Origin of the sequence: Sorangium sp. So ce590, assembly GCF_051521365.1 — a bacterium.
In the GTDB taxonomy this organism is placed as follows: domain Bacteria; phylum Myxococcota_A; class Polyangia; order Polyangiales; family Polyangiaceae; genus Sorangium.
Genome location: NZ_CP150346.1, coordinates 6,245,235 through 6,261,365, shown reverse-complemented (window position 1 = coordinate 6,261,365; position 16,131 = coordinate 6,245,235). Strand labels below are relative to the sequence as shown.

Genomic DNA, 16,131 nt, shown 5'->3' with positions numbered 1-16,131 from the left:
ATGTCCGCTAGCGGAATCCTTGGCAAGCCCTCGATATCGCCGCTGTATCCCCGCGCGTTGCATTGGAGTCGCAAAGCTACAGTCCGGTGGCTCCTGCAGCCCGCGCTCGCGCTGGCGCTGCTCGCCTCGGGCTGCCGGGGCGCGGGGCCGCCGGCGGGCGTGGCGGTGCGGACCTCGGGCTGCCCCCGCTGCGGCGGGGTCGCGCGGGTCGGCGCGCTGCCGAAGGGCGATCTCGCCGAGTGCTCCGGCGTGGTCGGCTCTGCGGTACACGCGGACGCGCTGTACCTCCACAACGACTCGGGCGATGCCCCGCGCTTCTTTGCGATCGGGCTTGACGGCGCGCCGCGGGGCGAGTTCGGGGTGACGGGCGCGACCGCGGTCGACTGGGAGGACGTCGCGCGGGGCCCGTGCGGCGCAGGCGGGGGGAGCTGCCTGTTCTTCGGGGACATCGGCGACAACGACCGGGAGCGCGACGGCTATGCGCTCTACGAGGTGAGGGAGCCGGACGCGCTCGGGGGAGCGCCGCGCGCGCTGTCCGCGGAGGCGATCTCGCTCGCGTACCCCGACGGGAGCCACAACGCGGAGACGCTGCTGGTCCACCCGGTCACCGGCGCGTTCACGGTGGTGACGAAGGTGAAGAAGAAGAAGGAGAGCGCCCGCATCTACGAGCTATCGACGCGACCTGCCGCCGGCCGGCCGGCGACGCTCGCCGGCGCGGGCTCGATCAAGGCGCCCGTGGGCAAGCCGCAATTCACGGGCGGCGACGTGCACCCGGACGGCGCCGGCGTGCTGCTCCGCACGTACTCGCACGTCTTCTTCTATCCGATGGCGCCGGATCAGACCGTGGCGCAGGCGCTGGCCGGGCCGCCCTGCGAGATGCCGGCGGCCGACGAGGACCAGGGGGAGGCGATCGCCTGGGTGCCCGGCGGGTGGGACTACGTGACGATCGGCGAGGGGGACGAGGCGCCGATCCACCGCGTCTCCTGCCAGGCGCCCTGAGCGCCGCCCCCTCGCGGCGCGCGCCCGGCGCGGGTCGCCGCCTCTCCCGAGCCGGGCCGCGCGCGATCGCCTCTCCCGGGCCGGGTCGCGGAAGGCGCGCGGCGAGACCCTCAGTCGCAGCAGAACGTGAGCGAGCAGCAGAACGTGAGCGAGCTCGGCGCCTCGGCGGACTTCCATGGAGACGGCCTCTCGGACATCGCTGTCGGGGCGCCCGGTAGCGCGTCTATGTCGACTTCGCCTCGGCCGGCGCGCTCGACACCGTGCCTGACGGCCTGTGTGTGTTGATGGGATCGAAGGGATGAGGCCCGAGAGCGTGCCCGGCTGCGGCGCACGCTTCTCTGATCGGATAGAGCGCGAACCAGTTGAAGCTCGGGCGGATTCCGGCGAGATCCATGCTGCAGTCGTCGCGAGGCTGGGAGCGATCTTGAAAGAGGCAAGGCGTTTCGCGCATTGTAAGCCAGCTCATCGCGCCTCGTGATGGCCCCTCGGTACGCCCGCATGCTCAAGGTGCCCGACCTCCTCGCCGTCCTGCAGCAGATCGTGCGGCGGGCCATGGCCATCCTCTCGCGCGCGCCGCGCGGCAGCCTGCTCCTCCGCGAGGGCGACCGCTTCGTGGCGCGCGCGCTGGTCGGGTTCGACGCGCCCCCTGGACCCGGTGTGCACATGCCGGTCGCCCCGGAGCTCGCCGGCGACGGGGCCGCGCTCGCCCAGGCGACGCCCGAGGCCGTGCGCGGGAGCTACGTCGTCGATGCGCGCGCGTGGTACCGGGCGTACCTGCCCTTCGCGCTCGGGATCGGCGGCGCCGTCCCGGAGGGGGCCGGCATGCTCGTCGCGCCCATCCAGCTGTACGGCGAGCCGGTCGGCTACCTCGCGATCGAGCAGGCGACCCTGGAGTCTCCGGACGAGGCGCGCCGCGCCACGATCGAGGCCCTCGCGGACACCGCCGGACACGCGCTGGAGCGCCACCGGCTCTATGACGACAAGGCGAGCGCGGCGCAGGAGATCCGCCTCTTCGAGAAGCTGCTGAGCGCGGTGGGCACGACCGTCGCGCTGCACGACCTCATCGAGACCATCGCTCACGGCATCAAGAGCGTGCAGCTCGATCCGGACTGGAGCACGGTTGAGCTGTGGCTGCTCGAGGAAGACAGCCTCGCGCCTGGCCGGGGCGACCGCCGCGCCCGCGTGTACCGGGCTCCGACGTCGGAGCCGACGACCTACTGGCAGAACATCCGCGCCGGCGCCGACAGCGCCGCGCGGCCCCTGGGCGTCACCGTGGACTTCCGGACCGGCCACGGCGGCCAGGGCGAGGGCTCGCAGCGCGCCCTGCTCGACGAGGCGATCCGCCGGCGGGTGTCCGGCATCCTCATCGCGCCCAGCAACCCCGAGAACGCGGAGGAGGCGTTCCGGCAGGCCGCGGAGGTGGCCATCCCGGTCGTCGTGATCGACACGCCGCCGATCCCGGGCAGCCGGGCGCCGCTCTACATCGGGACGGACAACGTGGCGTCGGGCAGGCTGGCGGCCGAGGTGATGAAGCGGCTGCTCCCGGGCGGCGGCGTCGTCGCGGCCCTCGGCGCCGTGGAGCTCGCGCTGGGCGTCCGCGAGCGCGTCGAGGGCTTCTGCGCGGCGGCCCGCGGGTCGAACCTCACGGTGCTGCCGACCCTCGCGTGCGACTGGGATCTCGAGGCCGGCACGCGGCTCGCCACGGCGGCGCTCGAGGCGCGGCCCGACGTCGCCGGCGCCTTCGGGGCCGCCGCCGACAACGGGCCGTCCTGGGGGCTCTCGGCGCGGGCCCTCGGCAGGGCGGGCGATCTGAAGGTCGTCGGGTTCGATCTCATGGCCGGCACGGTCGCCTTGCTCCGGCAGGGCGCGATCCACGCGACGATCGTCCAGCGCGAGCACGACATGGGATTCCGCGCGGTCGAGGTGATCCACCGGATGGTCACGCAGGGCCTCGAGCCGACCCTCGCCGAGCTGCCGCCCTCGCGCACCCTCCACACCGGCGTTGATTGCGTCACCCTCGAGCGGACGCCGTGGTCCACGACGCTGAGCGACTACCTCACGCTCGACGCGGCCCGCCGCGTCGCCGTCGGGCAGGGCGCTCGGGGCCCGTCGGTCGCTCCTGCGCTGGAGATCATGCTGATCGGGCTACCGCCCCCCTCGCGCTCCGTCATCGAGGACCAGGTCTCGATCCCGGCGGGCTCTCTCGTGGGCCGCGCGATCGAGGCGGGCAGCCCGCTCGTGATCGATCCCGACGAGGGAGAGGCGCGCGCGGACGTCGCCCTGCCCCCCGCGCACGCCGGCGCGCGCACGGCCGTCGCCTTGCCCCTGCAGGCCCGGGGCACCGTCCTGGGCGCCCTCGTCCTGAGCAGCCGTCGCAGCGGAGCGTGCCGGCAGGGCGACGTGTCGTTCCTGGTCCGCGTCGCCGGCACGGTGGCGGTCGGCGTCGAGAACGCCCGGCTGTTCCGCCGCATCTCCGAGCGGAGCGCGGCGCTCGAGCGCGCCAACGAGCAGCAGGCCGCGATGCTCCAGACGATCCGCCAGCTCTCGAGCCCCGTCGTGCCGATCGCGAACGGCATCCTGGTGATGCCCGTGGTGGGCGTCATGGACGCCGAGCGCTCCGGCAACTTCATCGAGTCGATGCTCCGCGCGATCGGCGCTCAGCGCGCGCGCGTCGTGCTGATCGACGTCACCGGGATGGCGGTCGTGGACGCGTCGGCGGCGTCGCAGCTCGTGAAGGCGGCGCAGGCGGCCGCGCTGCTCGGCGCCGAGGCGGTGCTCGTCGGCATGACGCCGGAGGCCGCGCAGATGATGGTCGCGCAGGGCCTGGACGTCGGCGCGATGGTGACGCAGGCGAACCTGGCGCGCGGCTTCCGCTACGCGCTCGCGCGGGCGCGCCGCCGCACGACGACGCGCCGCTGATCCCGGCGGGCGGCTACCCGGCGCCGGCGGTGGGGGGCGCCTCGAGCTGGCGCGGCGGGGCGGCGTTCGCCTCGGCGGTGCGCCGCACGCGCCGCTGCTCCTGGACGATGTGCACAACCTGGTCGAAGACGACCGCGGGATGACCTTGCCCTTCTTCCCGAGCGCCTCGACGGCGGCGACGATGGCCGGCCCGTTGTACGACAAGAGGCCCGTCGCGACGTTGAGGTCCGGGTGGGCGTCGATGATGTCCTCCACGTTCGCGCGCGCCTTGCTGGTGCCGTTGCTGACGACCTCGCCCCCACCGCCCTGATCGCAGCCTGCGATCCATGCCATCGACAGCATGGCGAACGCTGCACACGCGAGCTTCCAGAGATCCTTGTGATGTTTCACGGCAGCTCTCCTCGGTTCGTCCGCGACAAGCGCGCGTCGAGACGATCCCGCTGAACCGCGACATCGGTGATACCCCGAGGCGATGCTAGCGACTCACCGCGACGATGTCGCGCCTCGCCTGGACGACCCAGGCGGGATGTTCGGGCGGAAGCGCCGCGCCATCAGGCGTGGCAGAGACGAGGCGTGCACGAGCCGCCTGCCCCGCAGAACAACCGATGACGGGCGCTCGCGATGTGCGATGCGGTACGGCGATTTCAGGGCGCACGTCACCTCCTTGTGCGGGCGCCGCTGAGGATGTGTCCGCAAGGCGGCGACGTGGTGCGCCCGAGGCGCACCGGGGGCCGTGTCGGGCTCGAGCGGACACGCCTCGCTGGATGGGTCGGTGGAGGAGAGAGGGAGTAGAAGAGAGGGAGTAGGGGGAGAGGGAGTATGGCGGAGAGGGAGTAGGGGAGGCGATCGGGAGTGGGAACGGAAAGTCGTGGTTGGCGCCAGGAGGGAAACCGCGTAGAATCACGGATCGTGTTAACACCCAAGCAGGCGCAGAGTGCTTCTTTGTTCCTCTGCGTGACGTTCTTCCCGAACGAGCGGCTGTCCACGGCGGTCTTGCGGCTGGTGTCCAGCTTTTGCGGCCAGGTGCTGGACGACGCGAATGTGAGCTCGCGGTTCTACATGGCCGCGCACGAGCTCGCCGAGAACATCACCAAGTACTCCTCCGGCTCTCGCGTGAGCCTCGAGCTCGCGCTGGAGGAGGACCAGTGCTCGCAGGTCATGAAGATCCGCGCGCGGAACGAGGCGTCGCCCGAGCGCCTGCGCGAGGTCGAGCGGCAGCTCATCGCGCTGAAAGCCGCGAGCGACCCGGTGAAGCACTACGACCAGCTCATCACGGAGACGGCGATGATCGACGGGATCTCGGGCCTGGGCCTCGCGCGCGTCCGGGCCGAGGGCGGGCTCGACATGGACTACACGATCGAGGGAAACGAGCTGACGATCATCGCGCACGCGCCGATCGGGCGATGGGAAGCCGAGGAGCGGGTCGAAGCTTGAGCCCGCTCTCGGCCGAGCGATCAGGCCGATGAAACCTGTACGAGCCGCCCTGCTTCCTGCCGTTTCCATGGCCCCCGTCGACGCCGAGCGCGTCTCGACGCCCACGGTCGCTGTGTCCCGACGACGACGGTTCCGGTGCGCGAATCATGAAAGAGACGGCGCCGATGGCATGCGGCGTACGGCGCGCGGATTGCTGGCGCGCCGCGGCATGAACGATGGCGAGCGTCTGCGAGGGAGTCCAGCTCCGGGCACACTCGGGCCGCGTCTGGGCCGGAATCTGGTCGCTGTTGGGCTCAGCCTGTGCGCGTGCGGGCCGGCAGCGAGCGCTCCCTCGCAGATCCCACGTAAAGCCGGAGCGCTCGGACCGACTGACGTCGCCGCTCCGATCGTGGCCACGCCTGCGACAGGGAGAGCGCCGCCTCTCGATGCGGTCGTGGCTGTCACGCCGCCTCGCGGCGCGGCTGCGGTCCCCGTGCTCGAATGGCGGCCTGGAGAGTACGCCGCGCGACCCGAGCCGCTCACGCCGGCGCGCACGGAAGCCGAGCTCGGCTGCGAGGCCATGGCGGCGGACGCCGCGAATCCGCCGCTCTGGGTGATCGAGGTGCCGAAGCCCCTGCGGCTGTGGGCCAGCACGGGGCCGTTCCCGTCGCCGGAGCTGATGACGACGCGCGCGCTGATCAGCGTGCAGGCGATGTCCGATACCGGCCCAGGGAACGTGCTGGCGTGCGGCCCGGCGCTGTCGGTGGAGCTCGCGCCGGGCAGGTACGCGCTGCGAGGCCGGGTCCGCTCGGCGGAGTACACCGAGTCAGGCGTGCCACCGGGCGTCGATGGCTTCGCGTACCGGATCAGCGACCTGGCCGATAGCTCCTGTCCGAAGGACCTCGCGACCCGCGGTATCCATGACTGGGACGGTCAGTTCCCGTTCACGGTCGACACCGATCTGGACCTGAACGCCGACGGCCGGCGGGATCTCCGCGTCGAGTACCAGGCGGCTTTCACGAGTCCCGGTACGCGGCTGCTCGTGAACGAAGCGTACCCGCGCTGCCTGCGGGTCGTGGCCGACGTGCCCGCGCTGCTGCGCCCGCTCCCGACGAGGACGCACGGCTTTTCGGACCTACGTCTCGGCTTCTGGAGGCTCCATCCCGTGGATGGCTTCGGCGGGCGCATCGTGATCGAGTACGACGGCAAGTACAGCGCTTCCACGTCGGCCTACGACGTGAATCGATTCGTCCGCTGTCGCGATGGTTATCCAGGCGAATCGCCCGAGGCGGACCGCGAGACGGAGCGGCTCTGCGAGCGGTGGTTGCGGAGCAACGACGGCAGCGCCGCGCCCTACGAGCTCGTCGAGCGCTGGCTCGGCGTGCCGGCGTATCGAGACAGGCTGGAGAGCCCGACCGAGCTCGCAGGGACGCAGGCGACGGCGCTGCTGCGGGCGCTCGACGCCGAGGGGGTCCGCTGGCAGTACGGCGCCGTCCGGGCGTGCGAGCCCCGCGCTGGAGAGCGCGCGTGGGTCTTTGGTCTTGAGCTCCACGCGGAGCACGATCCGCCGCAGGCGTGGAGCCGAGAGGCCTTCGTCGTCGTCCGGCAGCCCCGCGGGCAGCCCGCCCGCGTGAGCGCGGTGCTCGACGCCTCACCGTGCCCGGTGGCCGATGTGCCGAGCGACCTCGAGTCGTTCGTCGATGCCTGGCTCGAGAAGCCCTGGAGCGAAGCCAGGTCCGCGGCGAGCGGCTCGCCCGGGCTGAGCGCTCAGCACCTGCGCCTGCAGCGCGCTCGTGCCGCGGAGCGCATCGAGCTCGCCGACGTGTCCGGTTGCGCCACGCCGCCGCACGCCCCCGCGTGGCTATGGACGGCTCGGATCCCGGCGCCGCCGGCGCTCGCCGAGTACATGAGCAGCACGCCCACCTACCTCGTCATCAGGCGATCTGCTCGAGGCTTCGTGGTGGACAGCAGCACAGAAGTCCGCCCGCCGCACTGTTCGTCCTAGCTGGAGGAGCGCTCACCGCCTGTGAGGAGGAGCCTCTCCACGGGGCTTTGCCCCCGACCGCGGCGCCTCTCCCCGTTCGTCTTGCTCCGGCGCCGGTGCGCGCGCCGCGGCCGCCGTGCGTCGCTGCGCCGCCCCGCGGCCTCGGCGTCGCGCACCGGCACGCCGAAGGAGCAGACCCACACGGATCCGCCGGCCCTGCCCGTGAGCTCCTCGACAGCGTCGGTATCGTAGCTGATCGGCGGTATCGCGATCTCCTCGCCGCGGAAGAACCGCTCGCCGAGCCGCTCACGCAGCCCAGGCCGCGTGAGCGCAGACGGGCGGCCCGATCGCGCTGCATCTACGTCCAGGCGCCGATGTAACCGCTGAGGTGCGCCTGCAGGGTGCAAGAACAGAGAAGGGCGGCTTGACAGCCCGTCCGAGGACCCCAAGTGCGAAGTGTACCGATGCGATGCCTCAGTCCCACCGGGCTGCGGGACGGGCTCGACGGAGTGGATCCAAGCCATGCGCTGATCTCGCGGCTGTTCATGGGAGAGACATGACCACCGAAGCAAAGTGGCCCCTCTATTCGTTGAAGCTGGAGACACGATCCGAGGTGGCCGAACGAACGCTGGCGCTCCGGTTCGACAAGCCCGCGCTCATCGGGAAGCACCTGCAGAGCAGCGCCTCGCCGGGGGACCAGATCACAGGACCGCTCTGTCATCTGGCTGGTCCACGCGCGATGGTCGCGGGCCTCCGCGCGATGCTGAACAAGGCCGGTGTCGATGACGATGATATCCGGACGGAGGAATTCACTGGCTGCTGACGCGGACCCGAGCAGATGCCCGCACGATCGGTCTCTGGAAACGCACGCCACGTGCCCAGGCGAAGCGGTCGCGCAAGGGCGGCTCAGGACCCGAGCGCCGTTCCACCTCGAGGCGACCGTGCGCGTTCTGCGACGACCGGCAAACCTGGTCGAGGTCTGGGAGGGAGAGCGCTACAAACGGGTGGTGGCGACGGGCGACGATCTCGCGCTGGTCGAAGTGGAGAACCGCGGGACCATCGACAGCCCCGATGTTCGGTTTTTCGTCCGAGGAGGCGACCCTTCCACCGCCACGATCGCCGGGCTTGAGCGGACCCTCCGCAAGGTGCTCGGCCTGGATCTGGATCCAGAACCTCTGCAACATGTGGTCGAGGCCGAGCGCCGGCTCCGCGCCACGGCGCTCGCACTGCGAGGCATGCGACCCCCGCGGTTCGCTGACCTCTTCGAGGCGTTCGCGAACGTGATCCCCTTCCAGCAGGTGAGCCTGGACGCCGGTATCGCGATCGTCGGCCGGCTCGTCGAGCGCTTCGGCAGGTACCTCGAGCAGGGCGGTCGCCGCTTCCGGGCGTTCCCCACGGCCCAGGCGATCGCGGAGGCTCGTCTCGATGCGCTGCGGAGATGCGGCCTGAGCGTCGTGAAGGCCGAGTCGCTCCGGCACGTCGCCCGAGCGATCGAGTCGGGTGAGCTCTCGGAGCGAGGGATCTCGAGCATGACCACCAGCGATGCGCTCAGGACCCTCGACGAGCTACCGGGCATCGGCCCCTGGAGCGCCAGCCTGGTCCTGCTTCGGGGTCTCAGGCGTCTCGACGTGTTCCCGCCGGGCGACGTCGGTGCCCTACGCGGGCTCAGCGGGCTGATGGAGCTTCGGCCTGGAGCGTCGCTGCGGCGCTCCCTGGCGAGCTTCGGCGATCGCCGGGGCTATCTCTACTTTTTCGCCCTGGGAGGTGGCCTCCTCGCGAAGGGCCTCATTCACGCGGCTCCGCCGTCAACGTCTGCTCGCCCTCGGTGAGCTTGCGCCGCACGCGCCAGGGGACCATTCGCGAGTTCTCCGCCGGTAGATGGTTGACGATCACGGGCTTGTCGCAGAAGAAGGGAAGAGGGCGCATGGCAAACGTGAAGCGACGGACGACGACGGGTAGAGTGCGGACCGCGCACCTCGGCGCCAAGAGGGCGGAGCCGGTGCGCCTCAAGCGGGCTTACGAGCGGCCGGAGGCGACGGACGGATACCGGGTGCTCGTGGACCGGCTGTGGCCGCGAGGCGTGCGGAAAGACGCGCTCGCGATAGACGCCTGGATGAAGGAGATCGGGCCGAGCGATGAGCTCCGCCGCTGGTTCGGTCACGACGCCGCGCGATGGGACGAGTTCGCGGCGGGCTATCGCGGCGAGCTCCGCCGGCAGCCAGCCGCCGGGTTCGTCGACGAGCTCGTCGCGCTGGCGAATCGCGGGGCGCTCACGCTCGTGTATGGGGCGAAGGATGAGCTTCACAATCAAGCGGTCGTCCTCCGCGAGGTGATCGAGCAGCGAGCGCACAGAACCCGCGCCCGCTCGCAGACTGCCAAGAACGCGGCCGAAGCCGCCCCCCTGGCACAAGGTCGGGCTCTCGCGGAACCACGCCCTGCCTCGTCGAGGAGACGCCCCACGAGCGCCGCGAAGGCGCGCGCTGGAGGTGGTGCGCCGCGCACGCGGCCAACCGGCTCACGACTACGCTCGCCGTGACCCGAAAGCGTACACGGCTGGAGCTGCCATCGCGTGGCGTGGTGCAGTTTCTCGGCCGGCGGGAAGCCAGGCCCGCGACGTCAGGTCGAGAACCCCCAGGGCTTCACGGCGCGCTGCACCCTCCTCGTCGTCTCGGCACTGGAGTAAACGTGCGCGCGGAGATGGCCCTGGTGGCGCTCGCACCAGAGGTTCGCCCCGCCGCTCCCGTTGCGCGCCACGAGGCACTCCGGGCAGGGCGGCTCGATCTCCGGCACGCGCCAGGAGTCGTCGTGGTGCTTGTCGCGGACGACGCAGACAGGGCACCCGGCGGTCCGCACGACGCGCTCGGCGACCGAGCCGAGCAGGACGCGCTTCACGCCGGTGCGCCCGTGCGTGCCCATCACGATGAGATCCGCGTCGATGTGCGCCGCGAGCCAGACGATCTCCCGGGCGGGATCGCCCGTGAGGAGGTGCGTGACCACGCGCTCGACGTGCGCGGGCCGCGATGGCACGGCGAACTCGTTGACGACGCTCGTCGCGAGCTCCTGGAGCCGCTGCGCGGCGTCCGCGGCGCTCGAGGTCCGGGCGAGGCCCTGCAAGCTCAGCATCTCCGGCTGGCTGTCCGTCACCGTCACCACGTGGACCTCGCCGCCCGTCTCCTCCGCGTTCGCCAGCCACAGCGCGCGGAGGAGCACGCCCCGGCTCGCGGGCGAGAGATCCACGGCCGCAAGGACGTTGAACGGCTTTGTGTTGCTCGAAATGCTCGAAGAATTCGGTTCCATGGCGTTCTCCCCTGAGATGTCCTCGTGTGTGTTCGTGATCGACACGCAAGGAGCGTGCCTCTCGCCGCCTCCGGGGCGCCGCGCCAGCACGTCGCGAGGAGCAGCTCGGGACGCAGCGGATGCGTCGACCAGCGCACCGGATGCGTGGGACGCCAGGAGGTGCCGAATCGGGGCGGAGGCAGGCGTGCCCCATGCCGCCCGCCGGGGCGCTCAGCCCGCCGCCGGGCCGGCCTTCCGCTGCGCGCTGTCGCAGACCCAGCGGACCACGCCCGGGAGCACCCCCTGCGCGATCGCGCCCACACGCGAGCCGAGGTCGGGGTAGATCTCGAACCGGCCGCGCGCCATGCCGTCGGCCATGCTGCGCGCCACCGCGTCCGGCTCCAGCGTCTTCACGTTGCCCGCGATGGCCTTGGTCTCCGCGGGCTTGTACCGGTTCTCGAACGCGAGCTGCGGCGTGTCGGTGTCGGGCGGCATGCACACGCTCACGCGGACGCCGTGCGGCCACATCTCCGCGCGCAGCGCCTGCGAGAAGCCGATCAGCGCGAACTTGCTCGCGGCGTACGGCGTGTAGCCGTAGATGCCGATCACGCCCGCCAGCGACGAGACGTTGAGCACATGGCCGCTGCCGCGCGCCACCATCGCCGGCAGCACCGCCTTGCACAGGTGGACGGCGCCGAAGAAGTTCACGTCCATCATGCCGCGGAACTCCTCGATCGGCAGCTCGAGGAAGCGCCCCGGCATCACGACGCCCGCGTTGTTCACGAGGTGATCGATCGGGCGCTCGGCTATCCGCGACTCCATCGCCCGCGCGACGTCGTCCGCCCGGCTGATGTCGAGCTCCAGGACGTCGACCCGCGCCGACGGGTGCTCCCGCCGGATGCCCACCGCCGCCTCGTCGAGGAGGGCGCGGCGGCGCGCGACCAGCGTCACCGCGGCGCCGTAGCCAGCGACAAGCCGCGCGAACGACAGACCGATGCCGCTCGATCCGCCGGTGACGAGAACGCTCTTGCCCTGGAAGTAAGTCTGGGTGTCCATCGGCGGCGGAACCTACCCCAGGAGAGCGTCAGGCGCGAGATGCTCGTGCGGGGCCCGCCTCGGAACGCCTCAACGGGCAGCCACAGGCCTGAGGACCTTCCAACCGAGCTGGTTGAACCGCTTCCTTTGCTCACCTGGTCAGCTCCTCTTCATGCGCTTCAGTCCAGCACGCCGCGTGCCATGAATTCGAGTTCAGAACACCGTACGGAGACGATGAGCCGTCGTGACGCGCATCCTGCGGACAGGGCATTTTGCCCCGCTGTGGTGAAAATGCGCGGCCACACCTCAGCGCAGATCCGCCAGGGTGACAGCGGACGCGAGCCCGCCGCGAGGCGAGCCCGACGGGGAGCGACCCCGTTCCCAGGAAAGCCGCCGGGTTCCTGGTGCCGCACGGGGTCGCGCTCCGCGCTGCATGGAGCTTCCGCCCGTGCTCCGGCGCTCTATGTTTTTTATCTCACATTCTGTGCTCTGTCGCGACCGGCAATGTACTGCTGTGTCCGGTCGCTCCGGGCGGACTCGCTGGCGATCGGCGCCGAGTTCGTCTACTCACCGTTGTAAGCAAGCTCATGCGAGATCTCAGGTAACACGGGAAGCCGAGATGCGCGTGGGAGATGTCATCGACCGTCGCTTCCGCATCGAGCGCCTCGCCAGCTCCGGCGGGATGGGCGACGTCTACCGCGCCATCGATCTGGACACGAACGAGCCGGTCGCGCTCAAGGTCCTGCAGCGCCGGGGGCTCCAGGAGGCGATCCGGTTCGCGCGGGAGGTGGAGGCGCTCGAGGCGCTCACCGCGCTCCGACACCCGGGCATCGTGCGCTACACCGCGCACGGCGCGACCGAGACCGGGCAGCCCTACCTCGCCATGGAGTGGCTCGCCGGCGAGACGCTGACCGAGCGCCTCGCCCGCAGGTCGCTCACCGTCGCCGAGACCCTCGCGCTCGGCTCCAGCATCGCCGCCACGCTCGGCGTCGTCCACCGCGCCGGCATCGTCCACCGCGACCTCAAGCCGAGCAACCTGCTCCTCGTGGGCGGCGCCATCGAGGGGGTCACCCTCCTCGACTTCGGCGTGGTGCGCCTCGGCGCCATCGATAGGCACCTCACCATGCCGGGCACGATGCTCGGCACCCCGGGCTACATGGCGCCGGAGCAGGCCCGCAGCGAGCCGAACATCGACACCCGCGCCGACGTCTTCTCGCTCGGCTGCGTGCTCTTCAAGTGCCTCACCGGGCGCTCGGCGTTCCAGGGCGCCGACGGGCTCTCGGTGCTCATCAAGGTCATCCTCGAGGACCCGCCGCGGCTCCGGGAGCTCCGCGGCGACATCCCCGAGGCGCTCGACGATCTCGTCGCGCGTATGCTCGCGAAGTCGCCGAAGGACCGGCCCCGCGACGGCGACGCGGTCGTGGCCGAGCTCCTCGCGCTCGACGACCTCGGCCCGGACGTCGTGAGCAGCCGCCCCTCGAACACCGTGCGCGGGAGCGAGATCACCACGAACGAGCGCAAGATGATGTGCCTCGTGCTCGCGCGCGACGTGACCGGCGACGCCGAGGCGACGCGCTCCCAGGAAGAGGACCTGGAGCGCAGCAAGGCGCTCATCGCGGTCGCGGAGCGCTACCAGGGCGAGCTCGAGATCCTGGAGTCCCGCTCCCCGCTCATCGTGCTCTCCACCGGCGGGGCGCCGACCGACCTCGCCGCCCAGGCCGCGCGCTGCGCGCTCGCGCTGAACGCGCTGCTCGGCTGCGTGCCCGTCGCGCTCGTCACCGGCCGCGCCGAGATCTCCTCGCGGCTGCCGGTCGGCGAGCTCATCGACCGCGCCGTCCACCTCCTGCCGTCCGTCCACGCCCCGGTCGGCGCGGACGCCGTCCGCCTGGACGAGGTGACCGCGGGGCTGCTCGGCTCCCGGTTCGACGTCACCCGCGACAAGAGCGCCCTCCGCGTGCACGGCGAGCGCGAGGCGCTCGCCACCACGCCGCCCCTGCTCGGCAAGCCGACGCCGTGCGTCGGGCGCGACCGCGAGCTCGCCCTCCTCGAGGCCGCGTTCTCCCACTGCGTCGAGGAGTCGACGCCGAGCGCCGTGCTCGTGACCGCGCCCGCGGGCGCCGGCAAATCCCGCCTCCGCACCGAGCTGCTCCGGCGCCTCCGCGACCGCGGCGAGGAGATCGAGGTGTGGATCGGGCGCGGCGACCCCATGAGCGCCGGCTCGGCCTTCGCCCTGCTCGCCCCGGCGCTGCGGCGCGCGATCGGCCTGTTCGACGGCGAGCCGATCGAGGCGCGGCAGCACAAGATCCGCGCGCGCGTCGAGCGGTATGGCCGGGGCGACTCCGCGCGCACAGCGGCGTTCCTCGGGGAGCTCATGGGCGTGCCGTTCCCCGACGGCGACAGCGCGCAGCTCAAGGCGGCGCGGCGCAGCCCCGTGCTGATGAGCGACCAGATCCGCCTCGCCTGGGAGGAGCTGCTCCGGGCCGAGTGCTCGGCGAGGCCGGTGCTGCTCGCGCTCGAGGACCTGCACTGGGGCGACCTGCCGAGCGTGATGCTCGTCGACTCGGCGCTCCGCAACCTCGGCGATCAGCGGCTGATGGTGCTCGCGCTCGGCCGGCCCGAGGTGCGCGAGCTCTTCCCGAAGCTCTGGGCGGGGCGCGGCGTCCACGAGGTGCAGCTCTCGGGGCTGCCGCGCCGCGCCAGCGAGCGGCTCGTGCGCCAGGTGCTCGGCGAGGGCGTGGCGCCGGAGCTCCTCGCGATGATCGTCGACCGCGCCGACGGCAACGCGTTCTACCTGGAGGAGCAGATCCGCGCGGTCGCCGACGGCAAGGGCGCCGACCTGCCCGAGACGGTGCTGGCGATGGTGCAGGCGCGCATCGAGGCGCTCGACGTCGAGGCGCGGCGCGCGCTGCGGGCGGCGAGCATCTTCGGGCAGACGTTCTGGCAGGGCGGCGTCTCGGCGCTCGTGGGCGGGGCGCAGGTGGCGCCGAAGCTTGTCGAGCTGGAGCAGCGCGAGGTCATCGCCCGGCGCGGCGAGGGCAGCCTCCCCGGCGAGGTCGAGTACAGCTTCCAGCACGCGATCGTCCGGGAGGCGGCCTACGGGATGCTGACCGAGGGCGACCGGCGGCTCGGGCACAGGCTCGCGGGCGAGTGGCTCTCGCGGGCGGGCGCGGCGGACGCGATGGCGCTCGGCGAGCACTTCGAGCGCGGCGGCGAGCTCTCGCGGGCCGCGGCCGCGTACTGCCGCGCGGCCGAGCAGGCGCTGCGGGCGCAGGACCTCGCGGCCGCGATCGAGCGCGCCGAGCGCGGGGTCGCGTGCGGCCCGACGGCGCAGACGCTTGGGGCGCTGCGCCTCGTGGAGGCTGAGGCGCACGTCTGGCGCGGGGAGCTCGCGCTCGCGGAGCAGCGCGGGACGGAGGCGGTGGACCGGCTGCCGGCCGGCGCGGCGCCGTGGTTCTCGGCGATCAAGCAGGTGGCGGTCGCGGCGGGCAAGCTGGGCGGCTTCGAGCGGGTGGAGCGCTGGATGGGCGCGGCGCAGGCCGCCGAGGCGGACGCGGAGGGCGCGCTCGTGGCGAAGCACATGTGCCTCGGCGAGGGCGCGCTGCTGCTCGTGTTCGGGGGGCGCTACGCGTTCGCGGACGCGCTGATCGAGGCGATCGAGGGGGACGGGACCGATCTCGCGGAGCGGGAGGCCGAGGTGGTGGCGCGGCTGCACGAGGCGCGGTCGATCCGGGCGCTGGTGAACGGCGATCCCGGCGCCTGCCTCGCGGGGCTGTCGGCGGCGCTCGCGGCGTTCGAGCGGGCGGGCGATCGCGGCAACGCCTGCGCGGTCCGCATGAACGTGGGCTACATGCACGCGGAGCTCGGGGATTTCGCGGGCGCGGAGGAGGTGCTGCGCAGCGCGCTGGCGGGCGCGGAGCGGATGGGGCTGCACGAGCTGGTGGCGGCGACGCTGAGCAACCTGGGGAACGTCCTCGGCTACCGGGGGCGCGTCGAGGAGGCGCAGCGGATCGAGCGGGAGGCGATCGCGCTGTCGCAGCGGCTCGGGGATCCGCGCCAGGAGGGGAGCGCGCGGACGTACCTCGCGCGGATCGCGCTGCTCGCCCGGGATTTCGAGGGGGCGGAGCGCGAGGCGACGACGGCGGCGGAGATCCTGCAGAGCGCGCCGCCGCTGCGCGCGGCGGCGGTGGCGGCGCGGGCGCGGGCGCTCCTCGGGCTGGGGAGGTTCGACGAGGGGCTGTCGGCGGCGGGGGAGGCGTTCTCGATGCTGGAGGCGATCGGGGCGATCGAGGAGGGGGAGTCCGCGGTGCGGCTCGTCTATGCCGAGGCGCTGGCGGCGAACGGGATGGAGGCGGACTGCGCGGCGGTGATCGCGGCGGCGCGGGAGAGGCTGCTGGAGAGGGCGGGGAAGATCAGCGATCCGGTGTGGAGGGAGAGGTTCCTCACGGTGCCGGATAACCAGAAGACGCTCGCGATGGCGGAGCGGTGGGGGGGGTAGGGAAGGGGAG

General features: G+C 72.2%; 12 protein-coding genes. 10 read left to right on the top strand and 2 right to left on the bottom strand.

Annotated features, from left to right (window positions below):
* Window positions 1-57: 57 nt before the first annotated feature.
* From WMF28_RS23295 to WMF28_RS23255, 9 genes are all read left to right on the top strand, one after another.
* Window positions 58-999 (top strand): hypothetical protein, encoded by a 942-nt coding sequence (locus WMF28_RS23295; RefSeq protein ID WP_437595451.1) that lies wholly within the window; start codon window positions 58-60, stop codon window positions 997-999.
* A 126-nt stretch (window positions 1,000-1,125) separates the two neighbouring features.
* Complete coding sequence (locus tag WMF28_RS23290; RefSeq protein ID WP_437595450.1) at window positions 1,126-1,284, top strand: FG-GAP repeat protein; 159 nt, start codon at window positions 1,126-1,128, stop codon at window positions 1,282-1,284.
* Window positions 1,285-1,476: 192 nt separating this feature from the next.
* Window positions 1,477-3,918 carry a substrate-binding domain-containing protein gene (locus WMF28_RS23285; protein WP_437595449.1) on the top strand — a complete coding sequence of 814 codons (2,442 nt, stop codon included), beginning with the start codon at window positions 1,477-1,479 and terminating at the stop codon, window positions 3,916-3,918.
* Window positions 3,919-4,027: 109 nt separating this feature from the next.
* Entirely contained in the window at window positions 4,028-4,228 is a 201-nt protein-coding gene (locus WMF28_RS23280) for a hypothetical protein (protein ID WP_437595448.1), read from the top strand.
* 599 nt (window positions 4,229-4,827) lie between these two features.
* On the top strand, window positions 4,828-5,352 hold the full coding sequence (locus WMF28_RS23275; protein ID WP_437595446.1) for a hypothetical protein: 525 nt from the start codon (window positions 4,828-4,830) through the stop codon (window positions 5,350-5,352).
* A 472-nt stretch (window positions 5,353-5,824) separates the two neighbouring features.
* Window positions 5,825-7,336 (top strand): hypothetical protein, encoded by a 1,512-nt coding sequence (locus WMF28_RS23270; protein WP_437595445.1) that lies wholly within the window; start codon window positions 5,825-5,827, stop codon window positions 7,334-7,336.
* Window positions 7,337-7,871: 535 nt separating this feature from the next.
* Window positions 7,872-8,138 carry a hypothetical protein gene (locus WMF28_RS23265; RefSeq protein WP_437595444.1) on the top strand — a complete coding sequence of 89 codons (267 nt, stop codon included), beginning with the start codon at window positions 7,872-7,874 and terminating at the stop codon, window positions 8,136-8,138.
* Entirely contained in the window at window positions 8,098-9,144 is a 1,047-nt protein-coding gene (locus tag WMF28_RS23260; RefSeq protein ID WP_437595442.1) for a DNA-3-methyladenine glycosylase family protein, read from the top strand. The genes WMF28_RS23265 and WMF28_RS23260 overlap by 41 nt, the downstream gene beginning before the upstream one ends.
* Before the next feature lie 95 nt (window positions 9,145-9,239).
* Entirely contained in the window at window positions 9,240-9,851 is a 612-nt protein-coding gene (locus WMF28_RS23255) for a DUF488 domain-containing protein (RefSeq protein WP_437595441.1), read from the top strand.
* Window positions 9,852-9,931: 80 nt separating this feature from the next.
* Here WMF28_RS23255 and WMF28_RS23250 read toward each other — a convergent pair whose 3' ends face one another.
* Window positions 9,932-10,612 carry a universal stress protein gene (locus WMF28_RS23250; protein ID WP_437595440.1) on the bottom strand — a complete coding sequence of 227 codons (681 nt, stop codon included), beginning with the start codon at window positions 10,610-10,612 and terminating at the stop codon, window positions 9,932-9,934.
* 210 nt (window positions 10,613-10,822) lie between these two features.
* On the bottom strand, window positions 10,823-11,647 hold the full coding sequence (locus tag WMF28_RS23245) for an SDR family oxidoreductase (RefSeq protein ID WP_437595439.1): 825 nt from the start codon (window positions 11,645-11,647) through the stop codon (window positions 10,823-10,825).
* A gap of 598 nt (window positions 11,648-12,245) precedes the next feature.
* On the opposite strand from WMF28_RS23245, the gene WMF28_RS23240 reads away from it, so the two are divergent.
* Window positions 12,246-16,121 carry a serine/threonine-protein kinase gene (locus tag WMF28_RS23240; protein WP_437595438.1) on the top strand — a complete coding sequence of 1,292 codons (3,876 nt, stop codon included), beginning with the start codon at window positions 12,246-12,248 and terminating at the stop codon, window positions 16,119-16,121.
* Window positions 16,122-16,131: the final 10 nt, after the last annotated feature.